Genomic DNA, 15,608 nt, shown 5'->3' with positions numbered 1-15,608 from the left:
CCGCAGTTCTACTTCCGTACCACTGACATCACTGGTGCGTGTGAACTGCCGGAAGGCGTTGAAATGGTAATGCCGGGTGACAACATCCAGATGTCTGTTACCCTGATCAACCCGATCGCAATGGAAGAAGGTCTGCGCTTCGCCATCCGTGAAGGTGGTCGTACCGTGGGTGCCGGCGTGGTATCCAAAATTATCGAGTAATTTTCGATAATTAGCTGTTGCATACAGCCGGGGAGGTACCTATAATGTGCCTCCCTGTTACGCAACAGGCCAGTAGCTCAATTGGCAGAGCAGCGGTCTCCAAAACCGCAGGTTGGGGGTTCGATTCCCTCCTGGCCTGCCATTCTCAATCGGGAATGGTGTCACATCAAAGCGCAAGCTTTTCAATTGCCGAGGCTCCAAGCGTGAACTCTAAAGTGAATTCCGAAGGATCTAAGCTCGATGGCCTGAAGTGGGTTGTCGTCGTAGCATTGGTTGCGGCCGGTGTGGTAGGGAACTCCATGTTCGCAGATGAGTCTCTGCTGTACCGAGTGTTGGCGCTGGTAGCGCTGGCGCTTGTAGCGGGTTTTGTGGCGCTGCAGACTGCAAAAGGTAAGGCTTTCTTCCAGCTGTTCAAGGAAGCCAAGAATGAAATTCGCAGGGTTGTCTGGCCGACACGCCAGGAAACGCTGCAGACAACCGCTATCGTTGTTTTGACTGTATTGCTGGTCGGTCTGGCGCTCTGGGGGCTTGATACCCTGCTGGGGTGGCTTGTGTCCGGCGCTATTGGTTAAGAGGTGTAAGCATGGACATGGACAAGAAGCGTTGGTATGTCGTGCATGCCTACTCCGGCTACGAGAAGCGCGTCATGAATACTCTCAAGGAGCGGATCGAGCTGCACGGTATGCAGGATCTGTTCGGTGAGGTTCTGGTGCCGACCGAAGAAGTGGTCGAGATTCGTGACGGCAAGAAGCGCAAGTCAGAGCGCAAGTTTTACCCCGGTTACGTGCTGGTGCAGATGGTCATGAATGACGAGACCTGGCACCTGGTGAAGAATACCCCGCGCGTAATGGGCTTTATCGGTGGTACGGCAGACAAGCCGGCGCCGATTACCGAGAAAGAGGCGCAGGAAATTCTGCAGCGCGTTGAAAGCGGTGCGGACAAGCCGCGTCCCAAGACAGTTTTCGAACCCGGCGAAATGGTACGGGTCATCGATGGTCCTTTTGCCGACTTCAACGGCGTGGTCGAAGAAGTCAATTACGAAAAGAACCGTCTGCAGGTGGCCGTGCTCATCTTCGGGCGCTCGACACCGGTCGAGCTGGAATTTACTCAGGTCGAAAAGAGCTGAGTTGGTAGCGCAGCCGCCTTCGGGCGGTTTTGCTGTAGTAAACATGGGGAGCCCAGAGGGCGCTTGAACCCATAAGGAGTAGCTTAATGGCTAAGAAAATCAATGCTTATATCAAGCTGCAGGTAAAGGCAGGTCAGGCTAACCCGAGCCCGCCCGTTGGTCCTGCGCTGGGTCAGCACGGTGTTAACATCATGGAGTTCTGTAAAGCGTTCAACGCACAGACTCAGGGTATGGAACCGGGTCTGCCGGTGCCGGTTGTTATCACTGTATACAACGACCGCAGCTTTACCTTCATCACCAAAACTCCGCCTGCGTCCATCCTGCTGAAAAAGGCAGCTGGTCTGAAGAGCGGTTCTTCTCGTCCGAACACTGAGAAGGTGGGTACCGTTACCCGCGCTCAGCTGGAAGAGATTGCAACAACCAAGATGCCGGACTTGACTGCGGCTGATATGGATGCGGCTGTTCGCACCATCGCTGGCAGCGCTCGCTCCATGGGTCTTGAAGTGGAGGGTGAAGCGTAATGGCTAAGCTGACCAAACGCCAGAAGGCAATTCGTGAAAAAGTAGAAGCAGGCAAGCTGTACCCGGTAACTGACGCAGTTGCGCTGCTGGGTGAAATTTCTGCTGTGAAGTTCACCGAGTCAGTCGACGTTGCCGTTAACCTGGGCGTGGACCCGCGTAAATCCGATCAGGTTGTGCGTGGTTCTACTGTACTGCCGAACGGTACTGGCAAAGACGTGCGTGTCGCTGTCTTCGCTCAGGGCGAAAATGCCGAGAAGGCCAAGGCTGCCGGTGCTGACGTTGTCGGTTTTGAAGACCTGGCTGAACAGGTTAAAGCAGGCGACCTGAACTTTGACGTTGTGATCGCGACTCCGGACGCCATGCGTGTTGTGGGTCAGCTGGGTCAGATCCTGGGTCCGCGCGGCCTGATGCCGAACCCGAAAGTGGGTACCGTGACTCCGGACGTGACCACTGCCGTGAACAACGCCAAGGCTGGTCAGGTGCGTTTCCGTACTGACAAGAACGGTATCGTACACTGCTCCGTTGGCAAGCTGGGCTTCGAAGGCGCTGCGATTCAGCAGAACCTGGAAGCGCTGCTGGCTGATCTGAAGAAGCTGAAGCCGGCCTCTGCCAAAGGCGTTTACGTGAAGAAAGTGACCCTGTCCACTACCATGGGCCCGGGTCTGACAGTTGACCAGAGCTCTCTGAGCTTCTGATCGGCTTAAAGGTTTTTTGAGGGTCTTCGTGACCTGTAATACAGAGACGAAGGCCGTCAAAGACCGCAGGTGATGTCGTTACCTTCGGTGGCGGCATCTTAATGGAAACACCAGCCTGCGCAGACGGTGAGATTCACGCGAATCGAAACCACCGTACTCAGAAACCCCGCAAGGGGTGGTTGGTAAACAGTCGAAAGACTAAACCCAGGAGTAAATCGTGGCATTAGGACTCGAAGACAAAAAAGCGATCGTCGCTGAAGTCCAGGAAGTTGCCAAGTCTGCTCTGTCCGCAGTTGTTGCCGACTCACGCGGCGTGACTGTAGAAGACATGACTGCCCTGCGCAAGCAGGCTCGGGAAAACGGTGTATGGCTGAAAGTCGTACGCAACACCCTGGCCCGCCGTGCAGTCGATGGCACTGACTACGAATGTCTGCAGGACAGCTTTGTCGGTCCGACCATCATCGCCTTCTCTACCGAGCACCCGGGTGCCGGTGCGCGTATCCTCAAGGATTTCGCGAAAACCAACGAGCAGCTCGAACTGAAGACTGCTGCGTTTGAAGGTGAAGTGGTCGACATCGCCATGCTGGCAAACCTGCCGACTTACGACGAAGCAATCGCCAAGCTGATGAGCGTTCTGAAAGAAGCATCTGCTGGCAAGCTGGTTCGTACGATTGCGGCTATTCGCGACCAGAAAGAGCAGGAAGCTGCCTAAGATTCTTTCTTGGCGGTTTTTTAAACGTTTTAACGAGCTATCGCTCTACTCAATTATCAGGATTTTGAATCATGTCTCTGACTCACGAAGATATCATCAACGCAGTTGCTGAAATGTCCGTTAAGGACGTTGTTGCTCTGATCGAAGCAATGGAAGAGAAGTTCGGCGTTACCGCTGCTGCTGCTGTAGTAGCTGGCGCTGCTGGCGGCGACGCTGGTGCTGCTGAAGAACAGTCTGAGTTCGACGTTGTTCTGGCTTCTGCTGGCGACAAGAAAGTTAACGTCATCAAGGCCGTTCGCGGCGCTACCGGTCTGGGCCTGAAAGAAGCCAAAGAACTGGTTGATGGCGCTCCGTCTACCATCAAGGAAGGCGTAGAGAAGGCTGAAGCTGAAGAGCTGAAGAAAGCTCTGGAAGAAGCCGGCGCGACTGTCGAACTGAAGTAATCGCGTTGATGCGCAAAAAGCGGCTTAAAACTGCTTGAAAAGCGTATGGCTGGTGGCGAAACGCCACCGGCCTTTTTCCGTTATTTATAGACAGCAAATAAATAATGGCTACACAGCCCATCGCAGGCATGCGACGGACTGGCTTCTCAACCTGGGTGCAGATGCTGGGGAACACTGATGGCTTATTCATATACTGAGAAGAAACGCATTCGCAAGAATTTCGCAAAGTTGCGGCAGGTTATGGATGTGCCATACCTGTTGGCGATTCAGCTCGACTCTTATCGTCGCTTTTTGCAGGATGGCAATTCAAGCGAGGGACGTCGGGATGAAGGCTTGCATGCTGCGTTCAATTCCGTATTTCCAATTGTCTCTTACTCTGGCAACGCAGCCCTTGAGTATGCCGGCTACCGCCTGGGCGAACCCGTATTCGACGTGAAAGAGTGCCAGCAGCGTGGTATTACCTACGCCGCACCTCTGCGCGTCAAAGTGCGCCTTGTGATCTATGACCGCGACTCCTCTACCAAGGCGGTCAAGGACATCAAGGAGCAGGAAGTCTACATGGGCGAAATGCCCCTGATGACTGAAAACGGTACCTTTGTTGTCAACGGTACCGAACGTGTAATCGTATCCCAGCTGCACCGCTCCCCGGGTGTGTTCTTTGACCACGACAAGGGCAAGACACACTCCTCCGGCAAGCTGTTGTACTCCGCACGCATCATTCCGTACCGTGGCTCCTGGCTCGACTTCGAGTTCGATCCCAAGGACAGCCTGTTCGTACGTATCGACCGTCGCCGTAAACTGCCGGCCACTATCCTGCTGCGCGCGCTGGGTTACGAAGCAGAAGAGATTCTGGAAACCTTCTTCGATACCACCGGCTGGACGCTGGAAGGCGACAGCATCTGGATGGACCTGATTCCGGAGCGCCTGCGTGGCGAAACCATGTCCTTCGAAATCAAGGACCCGGATGGCAATGTCATCGTTGAAGCCGGTCGCCGTATCACGCCGCGCCACATCCGTCAGATGGCCAAAGCGGGCATGCAGCAGCTGGAGGTACCGTCCGAGTACCTGATCGGCAAGGCACTGGCACGCAACCTGGTGGATCCGAGCACTGGCGAACTGGTGGCGAACTGCAACGCCGAGATCACTGAAGAGATGATCGGCAAGATGCAGGTGCTGGGCATTGATCGCATCGAGACACTGTATACCAACGATCTGGATTGCGGATCGTTCATTTCAGACACTCTGCGTATCGACCCGACCCGCAACCAGCTGGAAGCACTGGTCGAAATCTACCGCATGATGCGTCCGGGCGAGCCGCCCACCAAGGAATCTGCGGAAGCGCTGTTCGAGAACCTGTTCTTCTCTGACGAGCGTTACGATCTGTCTGCGGTCGGCCGCATGAAGTTCAACCGCCGTCTGGGCCGTGATGAAGTGACCGGTTCCGGTATTCTCGACAAGGATGACATTCTGGATGTCATGCGCACTCTGATCGAGATCCGTAACGGCAAGGGCACAGTCGACGATATCGACCACCTGGGTAACCGTCGTATCCGTTCCGTCGGTGAAATGGCCGAAAACCAGTTCCGTGTCGGTCTGGTACGTGTTGAGCGCGCCGTACGTGAACGTCTGTCCATGGCCGAGTCCGACAACCTGATGCCGCAGGACCTGATCAACGCCAAGCCTGTGGCTGCGGCGATCAAGGAGTTCTTCGGTTCATCTCAGCTGTCGCAGTTCATGGACCAGAACAACCCGCTGTCCGAGGTGACACACAAGCGTCGTGTCTCCGCACTGGGTCCGGGTGGTCTGACCCGTGAGCGCGCCGGCTTCGAGGTGCGAGACGTACACCCGACGCACTACGGTCGTGTCTGCCCGATCGAGACTCCTGAAGGTCCGAACATCGGTCTGATCAACTCGCTGGCGGTATTCGCACGCACCAACGACTACGGCTTCCTGGAAACGCCGTACCGTCGTGTTGTGGATGGTCAGGTAACCGACGATATCGACTACCTGTCCGCGATCGAAGAGAACAAGTACGTTATCGCCCAGGCCTCTGCGGCGATGGACGATGCCGGCCGTCTGACCGACGATCTGGTAACCGTACGTCACCTGAACGAAACCACGGTCATGCCGCCGGAGCGTGTTCAGTACATGGACGTGTCTCCGCGTCAGGTTGTATCCGTGGCTGCGTCCCTGATTCCGTTCCTGGAGCACGATGACGCGAACCGTGCCTTGATGGGTTCCAACATGCAGCGTCAGGCCGTGCCGACCCTGCGTGCCGAGAAGCCGCTGGTCGGTACCGGTATCGAGCGCAACGTGGCGCAGGACTCCGGTGTCTGTGTGACGGCCCGTCGTGGTGGTGTGATCGAGTCCGTTGATGCTGCGCGCATCGTGGTGCGTGTACATGATGACGAAGTACAGGCAGGTGATGCGGGTGTCGACATCTACAACCTGACCAAGTACGTGCGTTCCAACCAGAACACCTGTATCAACCAGCGTTCCATTGTGAACCCGGGTGAAGTGGTACAGCGTGGTGACGTGATGGCTGACGGCCCGTCCGTTGACCTGGGTGAGCTGGCTCTGGGTCAGAACATGCGTATCGCGTTCATGCCTTGGAACGGCTACAACTTCGAGGACTCCATCCTCATCTCCGAGCGCGTGGTACAGGAAGACCGTTTCACCACCATCCACATTCAGGAACTGACCTGTGTGGCGCGTGATACCAAGCTGGGGCCGGAAGAGATTACCTCTGACATCCCCAACGTGGGCGAGTCTGCGCTGTCCAAGCTGGACGAAGCCGGTATCGTGCATATCGGTGCTGAAGTAGGCCCGGGTGACATTCTGGTCGGCAAGGTAACACCTAAGGGTGAAACCCAGCTGACGCCGGAAGAGAAGCTGCTGCGTGCGATCTTCGGTGAGAAGGCGTCCGACGTGAAGGACACCTCTCTGCGCGTCAAGACCGGTACTGTCGGTAAGGTTATCGACGTTCAGGTCTTCACCCGTGACGGTGTACAGAAAGACGAACGTGCACTCTCTATCGAGAAGTCCGAGCTGGATGCGATCCGCAAGGACCTGAACGAAGAGTTCCGCATCGTTGAGCAGGCAACCTTCGAACGTCTGCAGCGCAAGCTGGTCGGTCTGAAAGCCGAAGGCGGTGCCGGTCTGAAGAAGGGTGAGGAGATCACCGAAGCCTTCCTGGCCGAACTGAAAAAGTCTGACTGGTTCAAGATCCGCGTCACTGACGAAAGCGTGAGCGAAGAGCTGGAACTGGCCAAGAAGCAGCTGGAAGAGCGTCGTGAAAACCTCGACAAGCGCTTCGAAGACAAGAAGAGCAAGCTGCAGACCGGTGACGATCTGGCACCGGGCGTCCTGAAAATCGTCAAGGTATACGTGGCAACCAAGCGTCGCGTACAGCCGGGTGACAAGATGGCAGGTCGTCACGGTAACAAGGGTGTTATCTCCGTGATCATGCCGGTGGAAGACATGCCGTATGACGCGCATGGCGAGCCGGTGGACATCGTCCTCAACCCGCTGGGCGTACCCTCGCGTATGAACGTGGGTCAGATTCTGGAGACGCACTTTGGCATGGCCGCGACCGGACTGGGTCGAAAGGTCAACGCCATGCTGGAACAGGAACAGGCCAAGGCCGAGAAGGTCAAGGCGCTGCGTGAATTCCTGGGACAGATCTACAATGATGACCACGGCGGTCTGACTGCCGGCCGTCAGGAAGATCTGGACAGCTTCAGCGACGACGAAATCCTGGAGCTGGCGGCCAACCTGCGCAAGGGTGTCCCGCTGGCAACACCGGTCTTCGACGGTGCCAAGGAAAGCGAGATCAAGGCGCTGCTGCGTCTGGCCGATATGGACGACAGCGGTCAGTTCACGCTGTATGACGGCCGTACCGGTGATCGCTTCGACCGTCAGGTAACCGTGGGTTACATGTACATGCTGAAGTTGAACCACCTGGTCGACGACAAGATGCACGCACGTTCTACCGGCTCCTACAGCCTCGTTACTCAGCAGCCGCTGGGTGGTAAGGCGCAGTTCGGTGGTCAGCGCTTCGGTGAGATGGAGGTCTGGGCACTGGAAGCCTACGGTGCCGCCTACACGCTGCAGGAGATGCTGACCGTGAAGTCGGACGACGTGAATGGTCGTACCAAGATGTACAAGAACATCGTGGATGGCGATCACCGTATGGAACCGGGCATGCCGGAATCGTTCAACGTGTTGATCAAGGAAATCCGCTCACTCGGTATCGATATCGAGCTGGAAAGCGAATAAGTCCTCAATGATCACCAGGCCGGGGCGCAAGCCCCGGCGCAGAGAACTCCGCGAGGAGCTATAGACAATGAAAGATTTGCTGAATCTGCTGAAGTCCCAGGGACAGTCCGAAGAGTTCGACTCCATTCGCGTATCCCTGGCGTCACCGGACATGATCCGTTCCTGGTCCTACGGTGAAGTCAAAAAGCCGGAAACCATCAACTACCGTACCTTCAAGCCGGAGCGTGACGGCCTGTTCTGTGCCAAGATCTTTGGCCCGGTGAAGGACTACGAGTGCTTGTGCGGCAAGTACAAGCGCATGAAGCACCGTGGCGTGATCTGTGAGAAGTGTGGTGTAGAAGTCACTCAGACCAAAGTGCGCCGTGAGCGCATGGGTCATATCGAGCTGGCGTCTCCGGTTGCCCACATCTGGTTCCTGAAGTCACTGCCGTCCCGTATCGGTCTGATGCTGGACATGACGCTGCGTGACATCGAACGCGTACTCTACTTCGAATCCTTTGTCGTGATCGACCCGGGCATGACCACGCTGGAGCGCGGTCAGCTGCTGAACGACGAGCAGTACTTCGAAGCACTGGAAGAATTCGGTGACGATTTCGACGCGCGCATGGGTGCGGAAGCAGTCAAGGAACTGCTGGCCTCTATCGACTTGGAAGAGGAATGCCAGCAGCTGCGTGAAGAACTGCCGCAGACCAACTCCGAAACCAAGATCAAGAAGCTGTCCAAGCGCCTGAAACTGCTGGAAGCCTTCCTCAAGTCCGGCAACGATCCCGCTTGGATGATCATGGAAGTGCTGCCGGTACTGCCGCCGGACCTGCGTCCGCTGGTACCGCTGGACGGTGGCCGTTTCGCGACCTCTGATCTGAACGATCTGTACCGTCGCGTGATCAATCGTAACAACCGCCTGAAGCGACTGTTGGACCTGAACGCACCGGACATCATCGTGCGCAACGAGAAGCGCATGCTGCAGGAGTCCGTCGATGCGCTGCTGGATAACGGCCGTCGCGGTCGTGCCATCACCGGTTCCAACAAGCGCCCGCTGAAATCCCTGGCTGACATGATTAAGGGTAAGCAGGGTCGTTTCCGTCAGAACCTGCTCGGTAAGCGTGTGGACTACTCCGGCCGTTCCGTTATCGTGGTGGGCCCGTACCTGCGTCTGCACCAGTGCGGTCTGCCGAAGAAAATGGCGCTGGAACTGTTCAAGCCGTTCATCTTCTCCAAGCTGGAGCTGCGTGGTCACGCGACCACCATCAAGGCCGCCAAGAAGATGGTCGAGCGCGAAGAGCCGCTGGTGTGGGATATCCTGGATGAAGTGATTCGTGAGCACCCGGTTCTGCTGAACCGTGCACCGACACTGCACCGTCTGGGTATCCAGGCATTTGAGCCGGTTCTGATCGAAGGTAAGGCGATTCAGCTGCACCCGCTGGTGTGTGCCGCGTACAACGCCGACTTTGACGGTGACCAGATGGCGGTCCACGTACCGCTGACCCTGGAAGCCCAGCTCGAAGCCCGTGCCCTGATGATGTCCACCAACAACATCCTGTCACCGGCCAACGGCGAACCGATCATCGTACCGTCTCAGGATGTGGTACTGGGTCTGTACTACATGACCCGTGAGCGCGTGAACGCCAAGGGCGAAGGCATGATCTTCTCCGACATCCGCGAAGTGCAGCGTGCACAGGGTGCCGGTCAGGTTCACCTGCAGGCCCGCATCAAGGTGCGTGTACGCGAAGTGATTCGTGATATCGAAGGCAACGTTGAAGAGCGCTACGAGCTGAAGGACACCACCGTCGGCCGTGCCATGCTGTTTGATATCGTACCGGATGGCCTGCCGTTCTCCCTGGTTGACCAGGCGATGAAGAAGAAGGCGATCTCCAAGCTGCTGAACGAAGCCTATCGTCGCTGTGGTCTGAAAGACACCGTTATCTTTGCGGACCAGCTGATGTACATGGGCTTCCGTCAGGCCACCATGTCCGGCGCGTCCATCGGTGTAAACGACTTCGAGATTCCGGCCGAGAAGGTCGAAATCATCGCTGAAGCCGATAAGGAAGTGAAAGAGATCGAGCGCCAGTTTGCCGACGGCCTCGTAACTCAGGGCGAGAAATACAACAAGGTTATCGACATCTGGTCACGTGCCAACGAGCTGCTGGCCAAGAAGATGATGGATAACCTGAAGGTCGAAAGCGTGACCAACGCCGAAGGCGAAATGGTCGAGCAGGAATCCTTCAACTCCGTTTACATGATGGCGGACTCCGGTGCACGAGGCAGTGCAGCCCAGATCCGTCAGCTGGCCGGTATGCGAGGCCTGATGGCGAAGCCGGACGGCTCCATCATCGAGACGCCGATCGTGGCGAACTTCCGTGAAGGTCTGAACGTACTCCAGTACTTCATCTCGACCCACGGTGCGCGTAAGGGTCTGGCGGATACCGCCTTGAAGACTGCGAACTCCGGTTACCTGACTCGCCGTCTGGTGGATGTGGCGCAGGATGTGGTCATCACTGAAGAAGACTGTGGCACTGATCGCGGCGTTCAGGTACTGCCGATGATCGAGGGTGGCGATGTGATCGTGACCCTGGGTGAACGTGTACTGGGCCGTGTCGTTGCCGAAGACGTACTGGATCCGAGCGGCAAGGAAACCCTGATCCCGGCCGGTACTCTGATTGATGAAGCCTGGGTTCACCGTCTGGAAAATGACGAGGACTACAGCGGCATCGACGAAATCATGGTGCGCTCTGCGATCACCTGTGAGTCTCAGCACGGCATCTGCTCCAAGTGTTATGGCCGTGACCTGGGTCGCGGACACGAGGTTAACCGTGGTGAAGCCGTGGGCGTTATCGCGGCACAGTCCATCGGTGAACCGGGTACTCAGCTGACCATGCGTACCTTCCACATCGGTGGTGCGGCGTCACGAGCAGCGGCAGCGGACAGTATCCAGGTGAAGAACGGTGGTGAAATCCGCCTGCATAACCTGAAGTACGTTGAGCGTACGGATGGCAACCTGGTCGCGACCTCCCGTTCCGGTGAGGTGGGTGTAACCGACGAGCACGGTCGTGAGCGTGAGCGTTACAAGCTGCCCTACGGTGCGATCATCAAGGTTCGTGACGGCTCCAAGGTGGATGCCGGTGCCGTTGTAGCCAACTGGGACCCGCACACCCACCCGATCGTGACCGAAGTAGCCGGTAAGATCGAATACGTGGGCATGGAAGATGGCATCACCGTCAAGCGTCAGACTGACGAACTGACCGGTCTGTCTACCATCGAGATCCTGGATGCCAAGGACCGTCCTGCCGCTGGCAAGGATATCCGTCCGATGATCAAGCTGGTCGACGCCAACGGTGAGAATGTATTCCATCCGGGTACCGAAATGCCTGCGCAGTACCTGCTGCCGGCGAAGGCGATCGTGAACCTGAACGATGGCGCGGATGTACAGATCGGTGACATCCTGGCGCGTATTCCGCAGGAAGGCTCGGTCAACAAGGACATCACCGGTGGTCTGCCGCGTGTTGCCGACCTGTTTGAAGCGCGTAAGCCGAAAGAGTCTGCCGTACTGGCGGAAGTGTCCGGTACTGTCAGCTTCGGCAAGGAAACCAAAGGCAAGCGTCGCATCGTGATTACCCCGCATGACGGTGGTGATCCGGTTGAAACCATGATCCAGAAATGGCGTAACCTGAACGTATTTGAAGGTGAAACCGTTGAGAAGGGTGAAGTGCTGTCGGACGGTCCGTCCAACGCTCACGACATCCTGCGCATTCTGGGCGTGGAAGAGCTGGCCAAGTACATCGTCAGCGAAATCCAGGAGGTTTACCGCCTCCAGGGTGTAGCCATCAACGACAAGCACATCGAAGTGATTGTGCGTCAGATGCTGCGCAAGGCCGAGATTCTGGATGCCGGCGATTCCGACTTTATCCCGGGTGATCAGGTCGAATTTGCCGCCATCGTGGAACAGAACCAGCGCCTCGAAGCTGAAGGCAAGATTCCGGCGAAGTACGAACGCGTGCTGCTGGGTATCACCAAGGCATCGCTGGCAACCGAGTCCTTCATCTCCGCGGCCTCCTTCCAGGAGACCACCCGCGTGTTGACTGAAGGTGCCGTGACCGGCAAGCAGGACTTCCTGCGCGGTCTGAAAGAAAACGTTGTTGTGGGTCGTCTGATTCCGGCCGGTACCGGCCTGGCGTACCACAGCGAGCGCAAGCGTAAACGTCAAATGGCGAATGAAAGCGTGAGTGTAAGTGCCGAGGACGTGCAGCAGGCACTGACCGAAGCGCTGAACGCTTCCATGTCACCAGACGCTGAGTAAATATTGCTCAATAATTGACGTTCAGGGCCGGAATTGATTAAAATTCCGGCCCTTTCGTGCTGGATTCAAATCCGGCTTTTAAATGGTGCTTATAAAACCAATCGTGGAGTTTGCTTAAATGGCAACAATCAACCAGTTGGTACGCAAGCCGCGTAAGCGCAAGGTACAGCAGAGCGACGTTCGTGCGCTTCAGGCATGTCCGCAGCGTCGCGGTGTTTGTACCCGTGTTTACACTACTACGCCGAAGAAGCCGAACTCGGCTCTGCGTAAAGTATGTCGTGTGCGTCTGACCAACGGCTTTGAAGTGTCTTCCTACATCGGTGGTGAAGGCCACAACCTGCAGGAACACTCCGTTGTCCTGATTCGCGGCGGCCGTGTAAAGGACCTGCCGGGTGTTCGTTACCACACTGTTCGCGGTTCTCTGGACTGCTCCGGTGTTAACGACCGTAAACAGGGCCGTTCCAAGTACGGTACCAAACGTCCCAAGTCCTGATCCCGTCGCTCCGACGGTGAAGCTGTTCCAGCCGGTGGCCGCTTAGGGTAGCGTGCTGTTAAAGCGAGACCGAAAGACGATAAGAGTAAGGGCGGATGTGAATACATACCGCATTATCCTGAAGACCTTTAAGAATTAAGAGGGCTTATCCATGCCTAGAAGACGCGTCGCTGCGAAGCGCGAAATCCTGCCGGATCCTAAATTCGGTAACATTACACTGGCAAAATTCATCAACCACCTGATGGTGCACGGCAAGAAATCTGTTGCCGAGCGCATCGTCTATGGTGCGATGGACAAAGTTGAAGAGCGCACCAAGCAGGACCCGCTGGAGCTGTTCGAAAAAGCACTGGAAACCGTTCAGCCGCTGGTTGAGGTTAAATCTCGCCGTGTTGGTGGTGCAACCTACCAGGTACCTGTTGAAGTCCGTCCCTCTCGTCGTATGGCGCTGGCCATGCGCTGGCTCGTAGACGCGGCCCGTAAGCGTGGTGAAAAATCCATGGCCCTGCGTCTCGCTGGCGAACTGGTTGACGCTTCTGAAGGACGTGGCGCTGCTGTCAAGAAACGCGAAGACGTGCATCGTATGGCTGAAGCCAACAAGGCTTTTGCTCATTATCGCTTCTAAATTTCAGAGGAATTGAGTCGTGGCTCGTAAAACTCCTATCGAGCGCTACCGTAATATCGGTATCTGTGCTCACGTAGACGCCGGCAAGACCACAACCACTGAGCGTGTTCTGTTCTACACTGGTCTGTCTCACAAGATCGGTGAGGTACATGACGGTGCCGCTACCATGGACTGGATGGAGCAGGAGCAGGAGCGTGGTATCACCATCACTTCTGCTGCTACCACCTGTTTCTGGCAGGGCATGAACCAGCAGTTCCAGGAGCACCGCGTTAACATCATCGATACTCCGGGACACGTTGACTTCACCATCGAAGTAGAACGTTCCCTGCGTGTACTGGATGGTGCCGTTGTTGTTCTCTGTGCATCCTCTGGTGTACAGCCGCAGACTGAAACTGTATGGCGTCAGGCCAACAAGTACGAAGTTCCCCGCATGGTGTTCGTCAACAAGATGGACCGTGCCGGTGCTGACTTCTACATGGTTGTTGATCAGCTGAAGAAGCGTCTTGGAGCATTCCCGGTTCCGATCAACATCCCGATCGGCGCTGAAGATGACTTCAAGGGCGTTGTTGACCTGATCCGCATGAAGGCAATCATGTGGAACGAAGCCGACCAGGGCATGACCTATGACCTGGAAGACATCCCGGCTGACCTGCAGGACAAGGCTGACGAACTGCGCGAGCAGCTGGTTGAAGCCGCTGCTGAAGCGTCTGAAGAGCTGATGGACAAGTACCTGGAAGAAGGTGAACTGTCCGAAGAAGAGATCAAGTCCGGTCTGCGTGCTCGCACCCTGAACAACGAAATCATCCTGATGCTGGCTGGTTCCGCGTTCAAGAACAAGGGTGTTCAGGCGATGCTGGACGCGGTTATTGAATACCTGCCGTCTCCGACCGAAGTTAAGGCGATCGAAGGTACACTGGATGATGCGGCTGAAACCGTTGAAACCCGTGAAGCTGACGACAGCGCTCCGTTCGCGGCACTGGCATTCAAGATCGCAACTGACCCGTTCGTGGGTACTCTGACCTTCGTACGTGTCTACTCCGGTGTTCTGAACTCTGGTGACAGCGTTTACAACTCTGTGAAGCAGAAGAAAGAACGTGTTGGTCGTATGGTGCAGATGCACTCCAACAGCCGTGAAGAGATCAAGGAAGTGCGCGCAGGCGACATCGCCGCACTGATCGGTCTGAAGGACGTCACCACTGGTGACACTCTGTGTGACCTGGACAACAAGATTGTTCTGGAACGCATGGAATTCCCGGATCCGGTAATCTCCGTAGCGGTAGAGCCGAAATCCAAGGCTGACCAGGAAAAAATGGGTGTTGCGCTGGGCAAACTGGCTCAGGAAGACCCCTCTTTCCGCGTTGAGACCGACGAAGAAACCGGCCAGACCATCATCTCCGGTATGGGTGAGCTGCACCTGGACATCATCGTTGACCGTATGAAGCGTGAGTTCAAGGTGGAAGCGAATATCGGTAAGCCGCAGGTGGCCTACCGTGAGCGTATCCGTCAGCCGGTCGTTGCAAACCACAAGTTTGCTCGTCAGTCCGGTGGTCGCGGTCAGTACGGTCACGTTGTGATCGAATTCACCCCGAGTGATGATGAAGGGCTGGAATTCGTGAACGAGATCGTGGGTGGTGCGATTCCGAAGGAATACATCCCGGCCGTTCAGAAAGGTATCGAAGAGCAGATGAAGAACGGTGTTATCGCCGGCTATCCGCTCATCGGCCTGAAGGCCCGTCTGTACGACGGTTCCTTCCACGAAGTTGACTCCAACGAGATGGCGTTTAAAATCGCCGCATCACAGGCGCTCAAGAAGTATGCAATGGAAGCCAATCCTTGCCTGCTCGAGCCGATGATGAAAGTTGAAGTCGTGACTCCCGAAGAGTACATGGGTGACGTGATGGGCGACCTGAACCGTCGTCGTGGCCTGGTACAGGGTATGGAAGACAGCCCGTCCGGCAAGGTGATCAACGCCGAAGTACCGCTGGGTGAAATGTTCGGCTACGCAACTGACCTGCGCTCCGCGTCTCAGGGTCGTGCGACGTATTCTATGGAGTTCCAGGGCTATGCCGAAGCTCCGCAGAATATTGCCGATGCCGTTATCAAACAGAACTGATAAGCCAATTACTGAATCAAGAGGATTTAATCGTGGCTAAACAATCATTTGAACGCAGCAAGCCGCACGTTAACGTAGGTACTATCGGCCACGTTGACCACGGCAAAACC

General features: G+C 56.3%; 12 protein-coding genes, 1 tRNA gene and 1 pseudogene. All 14 read left to right on the top strand.

Features of this window, described 5'->3' with window-relative positions; translation table 11 throughout:
• A partial coding sequence (locus H9C73_RS15595) for an EF-Tu C-terminal domain-related protein (RefSeq protein WP_456238098.1) occupies positions 1 to 201 on the top strand: 201 nt, incomplete at its 5' end.
• A 66-nt stretch (positions 202 to 267) separates the two neighbouring features.
• Positions 268 to 343, top strand: a tRNA-Trp gene (locus H9C73_RS15590).
• A gap of 61 nt (positions 344 to 404) precedes the next feature.
• Entirely contained in the window at positions 405 to 773 is a 369-nt protein-coding gene (gene secE / locus H9C73_RS15585) for a preprotein translocase subunit SecE (RefSeq protein WP_209288828.1), read from the top strand.
• Positions 774 to 784: 11 nt separating this feature from the next.
• Entirely contained in the window at positions 785 to 1,327 is a 543-nt protein-coding gene (nusG, locus tag H9C73_RS15580) for a transcription termination/antitermination protein NusG (protein WP_236014332.1), read from the top strand.
• Positions 1,328 to 1,413: 86 nt separating this feature from the next.
• On the top strand, positions 1,414 to 1,848 hold the full coding sequence (gene rplK / locus H9C73_RS15575) for a 50S ribosomal protein L11 (protein ID WP_209288827.1): 435 nt from the start codon (positions 1,414 to 1,416) through the stop codon (positions 1,846 to 1,848).
• On the top strand, positions 1,848 to 2,543 hold the full coding sequence (gene rplA / locus H9C73_RS15570; RefSeq protein WP_209288826.1) for a 50S ribosomal protein L1: 696 nt from the start codon (positions 1,848 to 1,850) through the stop codon (positions 2,541 to 2,543). Before rplK ends, rplA begins: the two co-directional genes overlap by 1 nt.
• Before the next feature lie 217 nt (positions 2,544 to 2,760).
• The gene (gene rplJ / locus H9C73_RS15565) at positions 2,761 to 3,255 is read left to right on the top strand and encodes a 50S ribosomal protein L10 (RefSeq protein ID WP_209288825.1); all 495 of its coding nucleotides are present in this window, start codon (positions 2,761 to 2,763) and stop codon (positions 3,253 to 3,255) included.
• A gap of 71 nt (positions 3,256 to 3,326) precedes the next feature.
• Positions 3,327 to 3,698: a 50S ribosomal protein L7/L12 gene (gene rplL / locus H9C73_RS15560; protein ID WP_209288824.1), complete on the top strand. Its 372-nt coding sequence runs from the start codon at positions 3,327 to 3,329 to the stop codon at positions 3,696 to 3,698.
• 177 nt (positions 3,699 to 3,875) lie between these two features.
• Positions 3,876 to 7,976 (top strand): DNA-directed RNA polymerase subunit beta, encoded by a 4,101-nt coding sequence (gene rpoB / locus H9C73_RS15555; RefSeq protein WP_209288823.1) that lies wholly within the window; start codon positions 3,876 to 3,878, stop codon positions 7,974 to 7,976.
• 67 nt (positions 7,977 to 8,043) lie between these two features.
• Positions 8,044 to 12,270 (top strand): DNA-directed RNA polymerase subunit beta', encoded by a 4,227-nt coding sequence (gene rpoC, locus H9C73_RS15550; RefSeq protein WP_209288822.1) that lies wholly within the window; start codon positions 8,044 to 8,046, stop codon positions 12,268 to 12,270.
• Between the two features lie 118 nt (positions 12,271 to 12,388).
• Entirely contained in the window at positions 12,389 to 12,763 is a 375-nt protein-coding gene (gene rpsL, locus H9C73_RS15545; RefSeq protein WP_010325525.1) for a 30S ribosomal protein S12, read from the top strand.
• 151 nt (positions 12,764 to 12,914) lie between these two features.
• Positions 12,915 to 13,385 (top strand): 30S ribosomal protein S7, encoded by a 471-nt coding sequence (gene rpsG, locus H9C73_RS15540; RefSeq protein WP_209288821.1) that lies wholly within the window; start codon positions 12,915 to 12,917, stop codon positions 13,383 to 13,385.
• A gap of 19 nt (positions 13,386 to 13,404) precedes the next feature.
• On the top strand, positions 13,405 to 15,498 hold the full coding sequence (fusA, locus tag H9C73_RS15535; protein WP_209288820.1) for an elongation factor G: 2,094 nt from the start codon (positions 13,405 to 13,407) through the stop codon (positions 15,496 to 15,498).
• A 32-nt stretch (positions 15,499 to 15,530) separates the two neighbouring features.
• Positions 15,531 to 15,608 (top strand): annotated as a pseudogene (locus H9C73_RS16400) (GTP-binding protein); the annotation flags it as partial.

This window comes from Marinobacterium alkalitolerans (assembly GCF_017776525.1).
In the GTDB taxonomy this organism is placed as follows: Bacteria; Pseudomonadota; Gammaproteobacteria; order Pseudomonadales; family Balneatricaceae; genus Marinobacterium; species Marinobacterium alkalitolerans.
Note: the sequence above shows the minus strand (reverse complement) of the source record. Positions and strands in the feature narration are given on the sequence as shown.

Excerpts from the sequence above, each read along its gene's own strand:
- rpoB (WP_209288823.1), top strand. The coding sequence starts at position 3,876 with ATGGCTTATTCATATACTGAGAAGAAACGCATTCGCAAGAATTTCGCA.
- rpsG (WP_209288821.1), top strand. The coding sequence starts at position 12,915 with ATGCCTAGAAGACGCGTCGCTGCGAAGCGCGAAATCCTGCCGGATCCT.
- rplK (WP_209288827.1), top strand. The coding sequence starts at position 1,414 with ATGGCTAAGAAAATCAATGCTTATATCAAGCTGCAGGTAAAGGCAGGT.
- rpoC (WP_209288822.1), top strand. The coding sequence starts at position 8,044 with ATGAAAGATTTGCTGAATCTGCTGAAGTCCCAGGGACAGTCCGAAGAG.
- rplL (WP_209288824.1), top strand. The coding sequence starts at position 3,327 with ATGTCTCTGACTCACGAAGATATCATCAACGCAGTTGCTGAAATGTCC.
- rpsL (WP_010325525.1), top strand. The coding sequence starts at position 12,389 with ATGGCAACAATCAACCAGTTGGTACGCAAGCCGCGTAAGCGCAAGGTA.
- rplA (WP_209288826.1), top strand. The coding sequence starts at position 1,848 with ATGGCTAAGCTGACCAAACGCCAGAAGGCAATTCGTGAAAAAGTAGAA.
- nusG (WP_236014332.1), top strand. The coding sequence starts at position 785 with ATGGACATGGACAAGAAGCGTTGGTATGTCGTGCATGCCTACTCCGGC.